15 protein-coding genes are annotated in these 16,175 nt (G+C 65.0%); 4 read left to right on the top strand and 11 right to left on the bottom strand.

Annotated features, from left to right (window positions below):
* Positions 1-65: 65 nt before the first annotated feature.
* The 7 genes from KTR60_RS11645 to KTR60_RS11615 all read right to left on the bottom strand — a co-directional run bounded on the left by KTR60_RS11645 (position 66) and on the right by KTR60_RS11615 (position 7,155).
* On the bottom strand, positions 66-1,088 hold the full coding sequence (locus KTR60_RS11645) for a methionine synthase (RefSeq protein WP_228402164.1): 1,023 nt from the start codon (positions 1,086-1,088) through the stop codon (positions 66-68).
* Positions 1,085-2,197, bottom strand: coding sequence for a tRNA 2-thiouridine(34) synthase MnmA (mnmA, locus tag KTR60_RS11640; protein ID WP_064688982.1), 1,113 nt, complete (start codon positions 2,195-2,197; stop codon positions 1,085-1,087). Before mnmA ends, KTR60_RS11645 begins: the two co-directional genes overlap by 4 nt.
* A complete protein-coding gene (locus KTR60_RS11635; RefSeq protein ID WP_019747909.1) occupies positions 2,197-3,426 on the bottom strand; it encodes a cysteine desulfurase family protein in 1,230 nt (409 codons plus the stop codon). The genes mnmA and KTR60_RS11635 overlap by 1 nt, the downstream gene beginning before the upstream one ends.
* Before the next feature lie 52 nt (positions 3,427-3,478).
* Positions 3,479-4,378, bottom strand: coding sequence for a lysophospholipid acyltransferase family protein (locus KTR60_RS11630; protein ID WP_054827837.1), 900 nt, complete (start codon positions 4,376-4,378; stop codon positions 3,479-3,481).
* Positions 4,378-5,214, bottom strand: coding sequence for a GNAT family N-acetyltransferase (locus KTR60_RS11625; protein WP_064075199.1), 837 nt, complete (start codon positions 5,212-5,214; stop codon positions 4,378-4,380). The genes KTR60_RS11630 and KTR60_RS11625 overlap by 1 nt, the downstream gene beginning before the upstream one ends.
* Positions 5,215-5,349: 135 nt before the next feature.
* The gene (locus KTR60_RS11620) at positions 5,350-6,306 is read right to left on the bottom strand and encodes an electron transfer flavoprotein subunit alpha/FixB family protein (RefSeq protein ID WP_003944698.1); all 957 of its coding nucleotides are present in this window, start codon (positions 6,304-6,306) and stop codon (positions 5,350-5,352) included.
* A 48-nt stretch (positions 6,307-6,354) separates the two neighbouring features.
* Positions 6,355-7,155 carry an electron transfer flavoprotein subunit beta/FixA family protein gene (locus KTR60_RS11615; protein ID WP_003944754.1) on the bottom strand — a complete coding sequence of 267 codons (801 nt, stop codon included), beginning with the start codon at positions 7,153-7,155 and terminating at the stop codon, positions 6,355-6,357.
* A 271-nt stretch (positions 7,156-7,426) separates the two neighbouring features.
* On the opposite strand from KTR60_RS11615, the gene KTR60_RS11610 reads away from it, so the two are divergent.
* The 3 genes from KTR60_RS11610 to KTR60_RS11600 are packed head-to-tail and all read left to right on the top strand — an operon-like array spanning position 7,427 to position 11,003.
* Positions 7,427-8,206 (top strand): class I SAM-dependent methyltransferase, encoded by a 780-nt coding sequence (locus KTR60_RS11610; RefSeq protein WP_042451468.1) that lies wholly within the window; start codon positions 7,427-7,429, stop codon positions 8,204-8,206.
* A gap of 29 nt (positions 8,207-8,235) precedes the next feature.
* A complete protein-coding gene (locus tag KTR60_RS11605) occupies positions 8,236-9,762 on the top strand; it encodes a glycoside hydrolase family 57 protein (protein ID WP_208690657.1) in 1,527 nt (508 codons plus the stop codon).
* Entirely contained in the window at positions 9,759-11,003 is a 1,245-nt protein-coding gene (locus KTR60_RS11600) for a glycosyltransferase family 4 protein (RefSeq protein ID WP_003944732.1), read from the top strand. The genes KTR60_RS11605 and KTR60_RS11600 overlap by 4 nt, the downstream gene beginning before the upstream one ends.
* An 18-nt stretch (positions 11,004-11,021) precedes the next feature.
* On the opposite strand, the gene KTR60_RS11595 is transcribed toward KTR60_RS11600, so the two are convergent.
* Positions 11,022-11,657: a maleylpyruvate isomerase family mycothiol-dependent enzyme gene (locus KTR60_RS11595; protein ID WP_228402163.1), complete on the bottom strand. Its 636-nt coding sequence runs from the start codon at positions 11,655-11,657 to the stop codon at positions 11,022-11,024.
* A 97-nt stretch (positions 11,658-11,754) separates the two neighbouring features.
* A complete protein-coding gene (locus KTR60_RS11590) occupies positions 11,755-12,519 on the bottom strand; it encodes an acyltransferase (protein ID WP_003944741.1) in 765 nt (254 codons plus the stop codon).
* 137 nt (positions 12,520-12,656) lie between these two features.
* Here KTR60_RS11590 and KTR60_RS11585 point away from each other — a divergent pair, with 137 nt between their 5' ends.
* The gene (locus KTR60_RS11585) at positions 12,657-13,964 is read left to right on the top strand and encodes a PQQ-binding-like beta-propeller repeat protein (RefSeq protein ID WP_228402162.1); all 1,308 of its coding nucleotides are present in this window, start codon (positions 12,657-12,659) and stop codon (positions 13,962-13,964) included.
* A 1-nt stretch (position 13,965) separates the two neighbouring features.
* Here the strand turns inward: KTR60_RS11585 and KTR60_RS11580 are convergent, their stop codons facing one another.
* Both KTR60_RS11580 and KTR60_RS11575 read right to left on the bottom strand, forming a co-directional pair.
* Positions 13,966-15,123, bottom strand: a complete 1,158-nt coding sequence (locus KTR60_RS11580; RefSeq protein ID WP_208689637.1) for a THUMP-like domain-containing protein — start codon at positions 15,121-15,123, stop codon at positions 13,966-13,968.
* 1 nt (position 15,124) lies between these two features.
* Positions 15,125-16,141, bottom strand: a complete 1,017-nt coding sequence (locus KTR60_RS11575) for a class I SAM-dependent methyltransferase (RefSeq protein WP_003944733.1) — start codon at positions 16,139-16,141, stop codon at positions 15,125-15,127.
* Positions 16,142-16,175 lie beyond the last annotated feature (34 nt).

The raw sequence follows: 16,175 nt of genomic DNA, 5'->3' as shown, positions 1-16,175 counted from the left end.
GTCACAGCTAGAAGATTATCGGTTCACACCGACACACCACACGACTCCACATCGGAACGCACACACTAGAACGCCGACGGATCGTCCACCAATGCCTTGCCGACGTCTGTACACAGCCGAAGGGCGGCACGAGCCCAGTCGAGGTTCGCACCCGAAAGACCGCAACGCGGAGTGATCGCGACCTGGGTCTGCAGGAGTTCACGAGAGAAGCCGAGACGATCTACCAGTGTGACGGCGGGCATCGCACACTCTTTCCACGTCACCGGCTTTTCCGGCGGGGCGGACGGAACCAGACCGAGCGCCAATTCCTTGCCGGCGTCGAACAACTGGCCGATACCGTCGAGATCGCGTGAGCCGATGAGCGACATGTCGAAGCTCACGCCGAACGCCTGGCTTCGCCTCAGTAGATCCCACGGCATGTCTGTGCCGCAACTGTGGACGATTGTGGGCAGTCCGCAACCGCTGATCGTCGAGTCGAGTATGGCGAGTGCCTCGGGTTCCGGCAGTGCCGGAACGCTCTCCATCTTGGTGCGCCCAGGCAGCGAACCGGCCAGAACTGCCGCGATCTGCGGCTCGTCCAACTGGATCACCACTGCGGCGCCGGTGCGGCGAGTGACCTCTGCCGCATGACGCGCGAGACCCTCACCGAGTGATTCTGCGATGTCGCGGAGCGCACCGCGGTCGACGAGAACTCGCGAACCGTTTGCGACTTCGATCTCGGCGCCGAGTGTCAGCGGGCCGGCGACTTGAAGCTTGACGACGTGGTCTCCGCCGACCAAGCGCGCCGACTCCCAGGCTTCCTCGAGCGCATCGAGATCCTGATTCAGAAAGTCCTCGGCTCGCTTCGCGACATTGCCCCGCCGAGGCACGACTCGATAGGCACGGGTCGAGGCGTCGAGGTTGATGTCGACCAGAATTGCCCCCGCCCGGCCGACCATGTCAGCGCCGAGACCGCGGCTCGGCAACTCCACCAGATGCGGGAAACCACCCAGCTCACCGAGGATGGTTGCGGCACTTTCGCGGGCATCCGTGCCCGGCCAGGATCCGATTCCGGTGACGAGACCACCGATGGAAACCTGCTGCGTCACAGTGTGTTCGGCTCGGATTCGGTGCCCGAGATGGTGCCACTGCCGAGAACCTGGTCGCCCAGTTCTCGGTCGGGGCGATACAACACGACGGCCTGTCCCTTTGCGACGCCGGTCAGTGGTTCGCGCAACGAGATCGAGATACCGCCGCTTGAAGTACCGTCGTCGACGGCCTCCGCAACAGCCTGCGCCAGTCCACCGTGCGCACGAACCTGCACCATGCATTCGACGGGGCCCTCCGGCGCCTGGCCCGAGGTCCAGATCGCACGCTGCGCCGAGATGGCCCAGACGTCGAGATTCTTGGCCGAACCCACTCGGACCGTTCCGGTTTCGGGCTCGATCGCGGTCACGTACCGCGGACGGCCGTCACCTGCGGGACCTTCGACGCCGAGCCCCTTTCGCTGTCCGATCGTGAAGCCGTGTACGCCGTCGTGTGCAGCGAGGACCTCACCCGAATCGGCGTCGACGACGCTTCCCGGACGAACGCCGATGCGCGCACCCAGGAATGCTCGTGTGTCGCCGGTCGGGATGAAGCAGATGTCGTGACTGTCAGGCTTGTTCGCCACAGCCAGACCGCGCTCGGCGGCTTCCTCGCGGATCTGTTCTTTCGGTGTGTCACCGATCGGGAACATCGCTCGCGAAAGCTGATCGGCCGTCAGCACACCAAGGACGTACGACTGGTCCTTGTCAGCGTCGACCGCCCGGCGCAGGACGCCATCTTCGAGGCGCGCGTAGTGACCGGTCGCCACGGCGTCGAAGCCGAGAGCGACTGCACGGTCGGCGAGTGCGGTGAACTTGATCTTCTCGTTGCAGCGCAGGCACGGATTGGGGGTCTCACCCGCTGCGTACGACGCCACGAAGTCGTCGATCACGTCTTCCTTGAAGCGATCTGCGAAATCCCAGACGTAGAAGGGTATTCCGAGAACGTCGGCGGCGCGCCTGGCGTCGCCGGCATCTTCCTTCGAGCAGCATCCACGCGAACCCGTCCGCAATGCGCCCGGCGCCGTGGACAACGCAAGATGAACGCCGACGACGTCGTGTCCGGCGGCGACAGCGCGGGCGGCGGCGACAGCGGAGTCGACACCTCCGCTCATGGCTGCGAGTACTCGCATCAGCGATCCCCTCCACGCGAACCGGCACCGGCAAGACCGGCGGCCCGAGCGCGCTCTACTACTTGTGGAAGCGCAGCGATGAGCGCGTCCACATCGGTGACACTCGACGTATGTCCGAGCGAAAATCTCAGTGAGCCACGCGCGACGGGCGATTCGACGCCCATCGCGATCAAGACGTGGCTGGCCCTGGCAACACCGGCGGTGCAGGCCGAACCGGTGGAACATTCGATACCGGCAGCGTCGAGCAGCATCAGCAACGAATCGCCCTCGCAACCGGGGAAGGTGAAGTGCGCGTTACCGGGAAGCCGATCGGAACCGGTCGGGCCGTTGAGCACCGACTCGGGAAGAATCTCCAGGACTCCGTCGATCAAACGGTCACGCAACTGCGCCAATTCCCTTGTGCTGGAATCGAAGTTCTCGACGTTTGCGCGCAGCGCCGCAGCCATCCCGACAACGCCCGCAGTATCCGGGGTGCCCGAACGCAGATCACGTTCGTGTCCGCCGCCGTGGAGGAGCGGCACACACGGAACCTGGCGTCCGAGCAGCAGTGCGCCGACGCCGTGCGGACCACCGAACTTGTGTGCCGCGATGCTCAGCGCGGACAACTTGCTCGCCGCGAAATCGACCGGCAATTGCGCAACGGCCTGAACCGCGTCGCTGTGCATCGGAATCTCGAACTCAGCCGAAATCTCCGCCAACTCCACGATCGGCATGATGGAGCCGACCTCGTTGTTGGCCCACATCACCGTCACGAGTGCTACCTCGTCGGCGTGGACGGAAAGCTCGTCGCGCAAGGTCTGCGGGTCGACGACACCGTTCTCGTCGACCGGCAACCACGTCACGCGCGCGCCCTCGTGCTGCTCGAGCCACTCGACGGCGTCGAGCACCGCATGATGCTCGACGGAGCTGGCCAGGATGCGAGTGCGTCGCGGGTCTGCGTCACGGCGAGCCCAGTAGATGCCCTTGACCGCGAGATTGTCGCTCTCGGTGCCTCCGGAGGTGAAGATGACCTCCGACGGCCGCGCACCCAGGCTGGCGGCGATCGATTCCCGCGATTCCTCGACGCGGCGCCGGGCCGCACGGCCGGAGCCGTGCAGCGAGGACGCGTTACCCACGGTTTTGAAGGTATCGGTCATCGCCTCGATAGCGGCTGCCGACATCGGAGTCGTGGCGGCATGATCGAGGTACACCGGAAATCCGGCGTGGGCACTGTGTGCAGGCAGAGTCATGGCTTGACAAGGATAGCCCAGCACGAGAGTTCGACCAGCCTCGCTCAGCAGGCTAAGCGCTCATCGCCGGGGAAGGATCGATTTGTCCCATGGCTTGTGTCACGAGTTCCGGTGCGGGGTCGAAGATGTCGTGAGCTGCCAGATCGATGATGTCGACGCCGCGTACGGCGCTCTCGCATCGCTGCGCGAGATCGGCTCGACACTCCCCTGCCTCCTCGAGCGGAGCCAGCCTGACCTTCACCTCGACGTTCTTCTGACGCAGGATCCGACGGATGGACTGACCGATCGTTTCGGTGCCGACAAAGCAGGGTCCGGTGCACAGGGAACCGTCGGCGTTCTCGTAGCGGATCGCCATCGGCTGAACCGGGCATTCGGCGTCGACGGCTGCTTGGAACATCGCCGGACGAAAACCGCCGTACGCCCGCCCGCACCAGGTCGTCCCCTCGGGAAACACCATCACCCGGACACCTCGCTGCAGGCGTTCGCGAACGACGTCGACGGTTCCGGGGAGTTCACGCAGGCGAGCGCGGTCGATGGGGACGACGCGCATCCGGCGCGCGAGACCGCCGAGCACTGCCCAGTCGAGCAGGTCGGCGCGGGCGACGAAGTTGGCCGGAGCAACGGCGCTCGCGACGAGGACGTCGGTCCAGGACACGTGACCGGCGACAACCATGACCCCGTCAGGTTCCGCGCGCCCCAACCGCTGATCGTCGACCGTCAGCTTCATCCCCAGACAACGAAGCAACGCGCGCGAGTATCCGCGTTGCATCTCAGTACGCCAGGTGCGCGGGAGCAGCCAGCCGGCCGAAAGCACAGGCGCAGTCAACAGTGCGGCACCGACCATGACCCCGCGGGCCATCACGGTGATACTCGACACACCGGGTGCGTCCGCGGGTAGGCACCCGTCGCCGCAGGGGCTCGTCGGCACCCAGTACGGCACCGCCGCGGTCATCAGCCGATCCCCGACTCGTGTGCGGCGGCCGCCGATCGCAGCCGTTCGAGGTACCGCTTGTTGGCGGAGTGAAGGCCTTGCAGCGCAACAAAATCGGCCACACCGAACTCGGGATCGTGGGCGGGCTCCCCGCAGATCATCGCGCCCATCCGCAAGTAACCACGGAGCAACGGCGGCATCGTCACGCGTTCCGGTGCGGCGATCTCGTCGAGCGTCAGACCCCCGAGGACCACCGGGTTTCGTGGGATCACCCGCCGCGACCCCGGACTGGCGTGCTTGTTCATCACGAAGTCACGGACGCCGCGGACATCGGCGCCGGCGATTGAATCGGGGCTCGGCAAGACGGGCACGGAGACGCAGCCCATCACCCACTCGTATCCGGTCAATTCGAGATAGTGCAGGATGCCCGACCACATCAGGCTCAGGACGGATCCGGTGCGGTGCGCGGGATCGACGCACGCGCGACCCATTTCGACGATCCTGTTCGACACCGGATCGAGCGCGGAGATGTCGAATTCGGTTGCGGTGTAATACCCACCCGCCGCCGCGGCGGAATCCGGCGGCAGCATTCGGTAGCAGCCGACGTACTCCTCGGTGATGTTGTCACGAACGAGTAGATGATCACAGAATTCGTCGAAGGCGTCGGCGTCGAGTTCGAACACCCCGGCCGAAGCGGGGAGGGAGAAGCCTGGCTCGGAGGCGAACACTCGGTATCGAAGGCGCTGCGCAGCGACACGATGCTCGCGGTCGGAGGAGACGATCAGGGAATATCTCGGCTGGGCGACCTCACGGCCGAGATTGTCACTCGCGGAGCGAAGGACTGACGTAATTGTCATGCGCAAGGTTTATCGAGCGCGAACGGCGTCTCGGTATCGACGAAGTGACATGCCGATGCAGGCCGGGTGAATAAAGCACTGTGCGCCTTTATCAACCGCGGGGGGTTGATAAAGGCGCACAGCAGTTTGTGCTTTTCAGCCCTTGTGGGACTTCACAGCTTCGGTGAGCTGCGGTGCGACGTTGAACAGGTCGCCCACGATGCCGAAGTCGGCGATCTCGAAGATGGGTGCCTCTTCGTCCTTGTTGACCGCGACGATGGTCTTGGACGTCTGCATGCCGGCACGGTGCTGGATGGCACCGGAAATGCCGAGCGCGATGTACAGCTGCGGCGAGACCGTCTTACCGGTCTGACCGACCTGGAACTGTCCGGGGTAGTAACCCGAGTCCACAGCGGCACGCGAAGCACCGACTGCAGCGCCGAGGGAGTCGGCCAGCTCTTCGACGACGGAGAACTTGTCCGCGCTGCCGACACCACGTCCACCGGAGACGACAACCGACGCCTCGGTGAGCTCCGGGCGGTCGCCGCCGACAATGGGCTCACGCGAGGTGACCTTGACGGCACTCTCGTCCTGGGCCGGAACCTCGACGGTGATCTGCTCGCCTGCGCCGGCCTGCGGAGCAGCCTCGACTGCGCCCGGACGAACCGAGTAGACCGGAACGTCGCCGTTGGCCTTGGCCTCGACGGTGAACGCGCCACCGAAGATGGAGTGGACGCCGGTGCCGTCAGCCTTGATCTCGATGACGTCGGTCAGCAATCCGGAGCCCAGACGTGCGGCCAGACGACCGGCAACCTCTTTGCCCTCGGTGCCGGCTGCGGTGATGACTGCTGCCGGGCTGGTGGACTCGACCAGAGCGGCGAGAACGTCGACCTTGGGGGTGACCAGGTAGCCGTCGATGTCGTCGGACTCGGCGACGTAGATCTTCTCGGCGCCGGCTGCTGCCAGAGCGTCGGCGAGCTTTGCTGCGGTGCCCGCGGGGCCGGCGACAACTGCCGACGGCTCACCGAGTGCGCGTGCAGCGGTGATGAGTTCGGTGCTGACCTTCTTCAGCGCACCCTCTGCGTGCTCTACGAGCACAAGTACTTCTGCCATGACTTAACTCTCCCTGAGTTCTTCTGCTGGATGTCTAGAAGGGCGCGATCAGATGACCTTGTTGCTGACGAGGTACGCGGCAATCTTGGTGCCACCGTCTCCCTCGTCGACGATGCGCTCACCAGCGGTACGGGGGGGCTTGGGGGTGGAGGACGTCACGGTGGTGCCGGCGTTGGCAACTCCGACGGTCTCCGGGTCGACTCCGAGGTCGGCCAGCGTGTAGACGAGAACTTCCTTCTTCTTCGCGGCCATGATGCCCTTGAAGGACGGGAAGCGCGGCTCGTTGATCTTCTCGGTGACCGAGACGATCGCGGGCAGCGAAGCCTCGAGGCCGAAGACGCCCTCGTCGGTCTCGCGCTCACCGGTGATCTTGCCGTCGGCGACGACGACCTTGCGCAGCTGCGTGAGCTGCGGGATGCCCAGGTACTCGGCGATGATGGCCGGAACAGCGCCGACGCGGCCGTCGGTGGCCTCGTTGCCGGCGATGATCAGGTCGGCAGGCTCGTCGTTCTCGAAGGTGATCTGTCCGAGAGCAGCAGCGAGCGTCCATGCGGTCTGGATCGCGTCGGAGCCGTGCAGTGCCGGGTCGTTGATGTGGACGGCCTTGTCGGCGCCCATCGAGAGAGCCTTGCGGATAGCGTCGGTGGCGCGGTCGGGACCTGCGGACAGCACCGTTACCTCACCGCCCTGAGCTTCCTTGATGAGGAGTGCTTCTTCGACGGAGCGCTCGTTGATCTCGTCGAGGACTGCGTCGGCGGCTTCACGGTCAAGCGTGTAGTCGCCGTCGGTCAGCTTGCGCTCGGACCATGTGTCGGGGACCTGCTTGATCAAAACAACGATATTCGTCATGGGTCTTCGTCGACCTCCTGTGTGTAATTCACCTGATAAATCGTCTGTGGTGCTCGCGCAGTCCGAGCGTCCGAAAAGAGAGTCCGACAGGTCTCCCTACGGGCGAATTTCTCGGTTCACGTCGGCTGTGCGTTAGATTACCCCACGTTAAGTTACCGGTGGGTAACTTAACGTGGAACCTCGTCCACCATAACGGCACGAACAGGAATTGACAGCAGTGATCTGGACCACGGCGAACACGTTCTACTCGGATGGCACTAATCTCGCACGGGTGAGTGAAACGAGTGTCAGCAACCACGAGGACGCACCCCTGCCCTTGACGGGCGAACGAACCGTGCCAGGAATCCCCGAGGAGAACTACTGGTTCCGACGCCACGAAGTGGTGTACCGCGCACTTCTGGAGCGCTGCACGGACCGCCGAGTCCTCGAGGCCGGTTCCGGAGAAGGCTACGGCGCCAACATGATTGCGGACGTCGCAACAAAGGTTACCGGCCTCGACTACGACATCTCCGCGGTCGAGCACGTCCGTGCCCGCTACCCCCGCGTCGAGATGCTCCACGGCAACCTCGCCGAGCTTCCACTGGCGGACAACTCGGTTGACGTCGTCGTCAATTTCCAGGTGATCGAGCACCTGTGGGATCAGGGTCAGTTCCTGCGCGAATGCTTCCGAGTTCTCGCTCCCGGCGGTGAACTTCTCATCAGCACCCCCAACCGGATCACCTTCTCCCCCGGCCGCGACACGCCGCTCAACCCTTTCCACACTCGTGAGCTCAACGCCTCCGAAATGACCGAATTGCTCGAAGACGCCGGATTCCGCGTTCAGTTGATGACCGGCGTCCACCACGGTTCGCGCCTGAAGGAACTCGACGCCAAGCACGGCGGATCGTTCATCAATGCGCAGATCGACCGCGCGTTGGCCGGCGAGCCCTGGCCGGAAGATCTCACCCGCGACGTCGAGGGCATCACCGTCGACGACTTCAGCATCAGCGAACCCGACATCGACGACAGCCTCGACCTCGTCGCTATTGCCGTGAAGGAAACCGGCGAGTGAGTAACGCAACACCCGTCACCGAACCGGGGATGTTCGCCCTGGTTCTGCACTCCCATCTGCCGTGGCTCGCCAACCACGGCAGATGGCCCGTCGGCGAGGAATGGATCTACCAGTCCTGGGCTGCGTCGTACATTCCGCTCGCCGCCGCGCTACGACGCCTGGCCGACGAGGGCCGATCGCACCTGCTGACGCTGGGAATCACGCCCGTACTCGCGGCCCAGTTGGACGATCCCCACTGCCTCGCCGGGATGCATCACTGGCTCGGCAACTGGCAGATCCGCGCCCACGAGGCTGCCGGCATGCCGGACGCGGCGCACCGCGAACTCGGCGCGCGCGAACACCGGGCGTCAGCTGCCGCTCTCGCAGATTTCGAGACTCACTGGCAGCACGGCGCCTCACCGGTGTTCCGCGACCTCATCGATCGCGAGGCCTTCGAGCTTCTCGGCGGGCCGCTGGCCCACCCGTTCCAACCGCTGCTCGATCCTCGCTTGCGGGCGTTCTCCCTCCGCGAAGGTCTCGCCGACGCGCATGCCCGGTGGAATCACACTCCGACCGGGATCTGGGGACCCGAGTGCGGGTACACCCCGGGCATGGAGCGCGGGTACGCCGAAGCGGGCGTCACCCACTTCATGGTCGACGGCCCCGCCTTGCGCGGCGACACATCCCTCGGCCGCCCGGTTCGAGAATCCGACGTGGTCGCATTCGGCCGCGACCTGCAGGTCAGCTACCGCGTCTGGTCCCCCAAGTCCGGATATCCGGGTCACGCCGCCTACCGCGACTTCCACACCTACGACCACGAGACGGGTCTCAAGCCGTCGCGGGTCACCGGACGGACCGTCGACTCCGCCGACAAGTTGCCGTACGACCCCGAACTCGCTGCGGCCGCCGTCGACAAGCATGTTGCCGACTTCGTCGAAACCGTTCGCGCGCGTCTGCGCAGTGAATCCACCCGCATCGGCCGCGACGCCCTGGTGGTCGCAGCTTTCGACACCGAACTGTTCGGGCACTGGTGGCACGAAGGTCCGCAGTGGCTCGAAAAACTCCTGCGCGCGCTTCCCGAGGCCGGAATTCGCGTCGGCACCCTCGCCGACGCCAAGGCATCGGGATACGTCGGCGAACCCGTTCAACTCGAGGATTCGTCCTGGGGATCGGGTAAGGACTGGCGTGTCTGGGCCGGCGATCAGGTGTCCGACCTGGTGCAACTGAACTCCGAAGTGGTGGAGACCGCGCTCGGCACCGTGGACAAGTCTCGCGGACGCGACAACGCACCCGGACGACCGGAACTGCGAAACCGCGTCAACGATCAGATACTTCGCGAGACACTGATGACAGTTTCGAGCGATTGGGCATTCATGGTGAGCAAGGATTCGGCCGCGGGGTACGCCCGCGAACGTGCGCACAAGCACGCCCATGCGACCAGGGAAATCTCCGAAGCGCTGGTTTCCGGCCGCGATTCCGTCGCGGTGCGACTCGCCGAAGGCTGGAATCGCGCCGACGGGTTGTTCCCGGGACTGGATGCTCGCCGTCTACCTGACACAGAACTGAGTCCGTCGTGAAAATTCTCATCGTCTCGTGGGAGTACCCACCGGTCGTCGTCGGCGGGCTCGGTCGACACGTCCACCATCTCGCCACCGAATTGGCAGCGGCGGGCCACGAGGTCGTGGTGCTCTCACGCCGCCCCTCCGGCACGGATGCGTCGACGCACCCGACGATCACGCACATTTCCGAGGGCGTCCTTGTCGTCGCAGTCGCCGAGGACCCCGCGCACTTCGTCTTCGGCGAGGACATGCTCGCGTGGACCCTCGCGATGGGTCACGCGATGGTCCGTGCCGGGATGGCGCTGCACAAGCCAGGAGTGGGCGAGGGCTGGCAGCCCGACGTCGTGCACGCGCACGACTGGCTGGTCGCACATCCGGCGATCGCCCTGGCCGAATTCTATGATGTCCCACTGGTTTCCACACTTCACGCCACCGAGGCGGGTCGCCACAGCGGTTGGATCTCCGGACGCATCAACCGCCAGGTCCACTCCGTCGAGTGGTGGCTGGCAAACGAATCCGACTCTCTCATAACCTGTTCGGCGTCCATGCAGGAAGAAGTGACCGAGCTCTACGGCCCGACGCTGCCGCCGATCACCGTCATCCGCAACGGAATCGACGTGACCACGTGGAACTTTCGCGAACGTGGACCGCGATCCGGACCACCGAAACTCCTCTTCGTCGGCCGCCTGGAATACGAGAAGGGCGTGCAGGACGCCATCGCAGCACTCCCCCGAATCCGTCGTAGCCACCCCGGCACGACCCTCGCGATCGCGGGCGAAGGCACCCAGTTCACCTGGCTCTACCAACAGGCACGCACGCATCGCGTCGCGCGGGCGGTGGACTTTCTCGGCAACCTCGATCACACGGAACTGCTCAGCTGGCTGCACGGAGCGGACGCCATCGTCCTGCCGTCGCGCTACGAGCCGTTCGGAATCATCGCCCTCGAAGCGGCGGCGGCCGGCACTCCGCTGATCACGTCCACCGCAGGCGGACTGGGCGAAGCCGTCGTCGACGGGGTGACGGGGATGTCCTTCCAACCGGGCGACATCGCCGGGCTCACCTCGGCTGTCCGCGAGGTACTCGACGATCCCGCCGGGGCACAGGAACGGGCAGTGGCCGCCCGCGCACGCCTGACATCGGACTTCGACTGGCATCAGGTCGCCGAGGAGACTGCTCACGTCTACGCGGGCGCGAAGCGTCGGGTGCGACAGCCGTTGGCCCGTCCGCAGATCCCCGAGCGTCCGCTGCCCGGTCGCTGAGCTCGCTTTGTGCTGATCTCAGGGGGTCGGGAGTGGCGCGGTGAAACGAGAACTCGCATCCCCGAGCAGATGGCCTGGTGGCAGCATCCGGCCGCACAGCACGAGCAGGAGATCCTGCGCCGCCCCGTGAACCTCGGCGCCGGCACCGTACGTCCAGTCTCGGTCGTCGGCGCGCAGCCGAGCGCCGTCGAGGTCAGTTCCGAAATACTTCACGGTTTTGGGCGAGAGTCCGCTGAGCACACGAGTGAGCCGGTCTTCGGGCACCACGTAATCGTCGCCGAGTGCCACGCGAATGTCCTGACCGTGGATCACGTCGTGCGAGAGCGCACCCTCGAAGCCGCCGCCTGGTGGCTTCCACGGGTGTGCAACGTTGTCGCGAAGCGAGGCAAGCAGTTGTCGCTCACCGACTTCCGACGCATCGGCGAGCGCTCGCCGGTTCGACATCCTGTTGAAGTTTCCGCGTGACTTGACCATTTCCACGACGAATCGCGGCGCCGAGTATCGGTAGGGCATGGTGATGTGCGCGATCACTTCGCGGACCCGCCACCCCTCGCACAGGGTCGGCGCGTTCCACTGCTCCGTGCTCAGGCCTTCGAGAAATCCCACCAGTTCGCGGCGCTGCGCCACGACCCATTCGGGTGTCTGTTCGCTCATGTCGGCACTCCTTTCACCGGCGCAGACTTTCGGCGCCGATACCGATACAGACCGGTTGCGGCGCCGAAAGTAATCGCTGGTTCTGCCAAAAAGTGAGCTACGACGTCGACGACGCGTCGGCAGCGTCCGCGGCGGCCTTCTTGCGCGCGATGTCTTCGAGCGCCGCGATGTACTTCGCGCGATCGGCAGCGCCGGCTTCCCAATCGGACTTGCGGTTCTTGACCGCCTTCGCGGGCGAGCCGACCGCGATGCTGTAGTCCGGGATGTCGCCTTTGACGACGGCGTGCGCCCCGAGGACACAACCGCGTCCGACGCGAGTATTTCGCAGCACGGTGACCTTCGCTGCCACCCACGTGTCCGGGCCGATACGGACGGGGCCCTTGACGATGCCCTGGTCCTTGATCGGTGTGTTGATGTCGTCCATGCGGTGGTCGAAGTCGCAGATGTAGCACCAGTCGGCTACGAGCGTCGACGCACCGATTTCGATGTCGAGGTACGTGTTGACGACGTTGTCCTTGCCGAAGACGACCTTGTCGCCGATGCGCAGCGAGCCTTCGTGGCAGCGGATCGCGTTGCCGTCACCGATGTGCACCCAGCGCCCGATCTCGAGGCGGGACAGGTCGGGGGTGGAATGGATTTCGACGTTCTTGCCGAGGAACACCATGCCGCGCAGGATCACGTGCGGGTTGGCCATCTTGAACTTGGCGAGACGGTAGTACCGCACCAGATACCAGGGTGTGTACGCCTTGTTCGCCAGAACCCATTTGAGGGAATCGACCGTCAAGAACTTGGCCTGATCGCTGTCGCCTCGGCGTGATCCCCGCCATCGAGTGCGCAACGGTGCGCCCCACATGCTCGTCATGAGTGTTCAGCCTACGTGGGGCCGACTCACCGACCCTCGGGGTGTGCCCCGTCACGTTGCCCCGGTCGGGATAGTCTCTGGTCCGGGCTTGTGCAGTTACCGAGGGCTCTTGATCAAGTGAAGGCAGGGAGATTGTGATGCGGCGGGTCCTACGGTCGTCCGTGATGGTGTCGACGGCGATCGCTGCGGCCCTGATCGCCGGTTGCGGCAGCGACGACGGACGGGTGGACCGGTACGCGTCGGCGGGTTGGCCGGCCATGCATGCCGACGCCCGCAACAGCGACACGAGCCCGGTCACCGGATCACGCGATGTCGAGTTCGCATGGTCACGCCCTCTCGGCGGTCCGGTTGCCGCGTACGCCTCGGTGGCCGCGAACGGCCAGAGCTTCGTCACCGCCCGCACCGAGAACGGCTGCAATCTCTTCTCGTTCCAGATGGATACGGGTCGCAAGAAGTGGTGCGCTCGACTCAACGACGGAGTAGTCGCGTCCACACCCATGGTCGACACGGCCACCAATGTCTACGTCGGCGAGAGCGGCGCGATGATGTCCTTCACCGAGACTGGTCAATTGCGTTGGCGCACGCTCGTTGTGGGCACTCCTCTCTCGTCACAGTTCACCGGCGACGGAAACCTGTTGTTCATCACCCAATTGGGTCAGATCAACGTGCTCGACCCGCAGACCGGCGCAAAAGTGGTTCCGTCGTTCGACCTGATCCCGCCGCCGTCGATCGACCAGGGCGCGAATGCAGAACTCATTCCCGACAACAAGGGTTTGAACGAGTGCTTCCTCGGCACGTCCGGCTGCCCGGTGGCCAATACCCCGGCAGTGGACCTGGGCACCGGCAAGTTCTACTTCACCTTCTACGGACCCAGTTCTCAGGCAGCCGATCTGGTCGCCATGAAGTACACGGGCGGCGACAATCCGTCCATCACCCGCGAGTGGTCCACCGACGCGCTTCCCGGTGGAACGGCGTCGAGCCCGGACCTGTCGAAGGACGGCAAGACCGTCTACGCCACCGACAACAACGGATCTCTCTGGGCAGTGAACGCTGAAACCGGTGACACCAGGTGGAGTTACGACATCGGCTTCAACTCGGCCGGTAGTGCCTCGACGTCCGACGACGGTTTGATCATTCCCGCCGGCGGCGACAAGGGCCACCTCCTTGCCGTGCGCGACGAGGGAGATCACGCCGAACTGGCCTGGGAACGTAAAGACCTTCTGCAACTGGGCGTTCCGGCGCAGACCGCCGGCAACACCGGATACACCGTCGTCCGCGAGGGTGAGAACGGACTGAGCCTGATCACCTTCGACACCGAAACCGGTGAGACGGTGGATCAGGACACGTTGCCGGGAGCAGTCGGCTTCACCGTCGGCACCTCGATCGGCCCCAAGGGCGAAGTGTTGACGCCCAGCGCAATCGGTGAGCTGTTCGTCTTCAAGTGAGCTAGCGGGATGCCTCACAGATGAAGGCCGACGCCGATCGCCCGATCCGCACGATCACGACGCTCAGCGCAAGCGAGCCCTTTAGCTTGAGCCGTGGACGCAGCACTGCCGGGTCCACGTCGACTCCTCGCACCAGGATTTCGGCCACACCGCAGTCCCGCTTGGACAGTGTCTGTTTGAGCAGTTTCTCGGAGTACTTGATCTGCTCGAGGATCCGGAATCCGCGAACTCCCTCAGGGACGCTGTCACCGGTCAGATAAGCGATGCGTGGATCGAGCTGCCAGAGGCCGTGTCTGGCCGCGTAGTGGCGCACGAGGCCCGCGCGTACCACCGCTCCGTCCGGGTCGATGATCCACTCCCCCGGCGCTTGCTCCGGAATCACGTCGTCCTCGGCGTCGGTGATCGCCCATCCGCTCCCGTCAGAGCGAAGCACCGAAGCTCGACGCGTGACGCCGGACTCGGCCAGCCCCGTCGACCACAGGCAGGCTTCCTTGACGCCGCCGTCGAGCGAGACGACCTCGACTTCCCCGTCCCAGCCCAGATTGTCGAAATCGAGTCCGGGAGCACACTTCACCGCGAGATCACGGCCGGAGTACGCCTCGATGAGGTCCGGTAGAGGTGGCATCAACGCTGCCGGATCGTGAGTGCGGCGACCGCCCGATCGCCGTGCGGGGTCTGCCAGTACGACGGTGTCGCGTGTCGTCGGGCGGAGCGCGTCGGCCCGCAGCAACGCTGCGCTCGGCACATTGCGCTGTGCCATCGCCAGGCGAACGGAATCGATGTCGCTGCCGATCACGCGATGCGCAACTCCGGTCAAGGCATGCAGTTCGGCGCCGATGGAGCACGTCACGTCGTGGACGTCGCGCCCGATCAGACGCTGCGCGCGGTGGGCCGCGACAACGCCGGGAGTGGCTTGTTGCATCGCGTCGTCCGTGAACAACCATTGCTCACTGCCCGGCAGTTTGGCGGCGGCTTTACGTCGAAGCAGGACGGTGTCCACGAGCGCAGGCATGTGATCACGGAAACGCGTACGCGCCCGGCCGATGTCGGCCAGACGCGTACGCGTGGACAGTTCGAGCTGATCCACCTCGGCCAAGGCAGCTACGCCGGAATCACTTCCGAGATAGTCGACGTCGCCGAGGGTGAAGTCATAACCCAATTCAGTTGCCGGGCTTCACGCCGGTGATCATGACGTTGTAGAAGAATCCGCGAGGAACGACGTGGCGGAGCACCTTCTCGTCGACCCAGCTGAGTGTCTTCCAACCACCGAAAGCGAAACGCCCCCAGCCCCAACCGAGCTTCTCCGGCGGAACAGCCGCTTCGAAGGTACGGACAGGCCAGCCGAGAAGCGCCGCGGCGAATTCCTCGGTGGCAGCGTGGACCTGATCGGCGCCCGCAGACTTCGCCATGTTCTCGAGGTCGGTGGGGTCGAACGTGTGGATGTCGACGACAGCTTCGAGAGCTGCTGCACGAGAAGACTCGTCGAGTTCCTCTTGCGGACGACGCCAGTCTGCGAGGAACGGCAGCTTGGTCACGCGTGTGGTTGCTTCCCACGTCGCGCGGCCGAGCCAGCGGGCGTAGAAGTTGCCGACAGTGGTGGGCTCACCGGCGAAGACGAAACGTCCGCCGGGCTTGAGGACACGAAGGACCTCACGCAGCGACTTCTCGACGTCCGGAATGTGGTGCAGCACGGCGTGGCCGACCACCAGGTCGAAGGTGTTGTCCTCGTACGGAATGGTCTCGGCATCGGCAACACGGCCGTCGACCGGAAGGCCGAGGCTTTCGGCATTGCGCAGTGCGACCTTGACCATGCCGGGCGAGAGGTCGGTGACCGAACCGGTCTTGGCGACTCCACCCTGCATCAGGTTCAGGAGGAAGAATCCGGTGCCGCAACCGAGTTCGAGCGCGCGCTCGTACGGGAGCGGCTGATCGCCCGCGACGGCGTCGAAACGACCACGTGCGTAGTCGATGCAGCGCTCGTCGTACGAGATGGACCACTTGTCGTCGTAGGTTTCGGCTTCCCAGTCGTGGTAGAGCACCTGGGCGAGCTTGGTGTCCTTACGAGCGGCCTCGACCTCTTCGGCCGTGGCGTGCGGCCGCGGCGCGGGGTCGACTACCGAGGTGTCGGTAGCGGCGGGCGGCGTGACGGTTGCGTCGTCATTCGGGCTGGCTGTCATGGCGGCTATCCTACTCGCTGGTAAGAGATGAACA

It is taken from the genome of Rhodococcus sp. C1 (assembly GCF_020809065.1).
Classification (GTDB): Bacteria; Actinomycetota; Actinomycetes; order Mycobacteriales; family Mycobacteriaceae; genus Rhodococcus_F; species Rhodococcus_F qingshengii.
This window is presented reverse-complemented; position numbering and strand designations above follow the sequence as displayed.

Excerpts from the sequence above, each read along its gene's own strand:
- mnmA (WP_064688982.1), bottom strand. The coding sequence starts at position 2,197 with ATGCGAGTACTCGCAGCCATGAGCGGAGGTGTCGACTCCGCTGTCGCC.
- KTR60_RS11635 (WP_019747909.1), bottom strand. The coding sequence starts at position 3,426 with ATGACTCTGCCTGCACACAGTGCCCACGCCGGATTTCCGGTGTACCTC.
- KTR60_RS11630 (WP_054827837.1), bottom strand. The coding sequence starts at position 4,378 with ATGACCGCGGCGGTGCCGTACTGGGTGCCGACGAGCCCCTGCGGCGAC.
- KTR60_RS11625 (WP_064075199.1), bottom strand. The coding sequence starts at position 5,214 with ATGACAATTACGTCAGTCCTTCGCTCCGCGAGTGACAATCTCGGCCGT.
- KTR60_RS11620 (WP_003944698.1), bottom strand. The coding sequence starts at position 6,306 with ATGGCAGAAGTACTTGTGCTCGTAGAGCACGCAGAGGGTGCGCTGAAG.
- KTR60_RS11615 (WP_003944754.1), bottom strand. The coding sequence starts at position 7,155 with ATGACGAATATCGTTGTTTTGATCAAGCAGGTCCCCGACACATGGTCC.
- KTR60_RS11605 (WP_208690657.1), top strand. The coding sequence starts at position 8,236 with ATGTTCGCCCTGGTTCTGCACTCCCATCTGCCGTGGCTCGCCAACCAC.
- KTR60_RS11595 (WP_228402163.1), bottom strand. The coding sequence starts at position 11,657 with ATGAGCGAACAGACACCCGAATGGGTCGTGGCGCAGCGCCGCGAACTG.
- KTR60_RS11590 (WP_003944741.1), bottom strand. The coding sequence starts at position 12,519 with ATGACGAGCATGTGGGGCGCACCGTTGCGCACTCGATGGCGGGGATCA.
- KTR60_RS11585 (WP_228402162.1), top strand. The coding sequence starts at position 12,657 with ATGCGGCGGGTCCTACGGTCGTCCGTGATGGTGTCGACGGCGATCGCT.
- KTR60_RS11575 (WP_003944733.1), bottom strand. The coding sequence starts at position 16,141 with ATGACAGCCAGCCCGAATGACGACGCAACCGTCACGCCGCCCGCCGCT.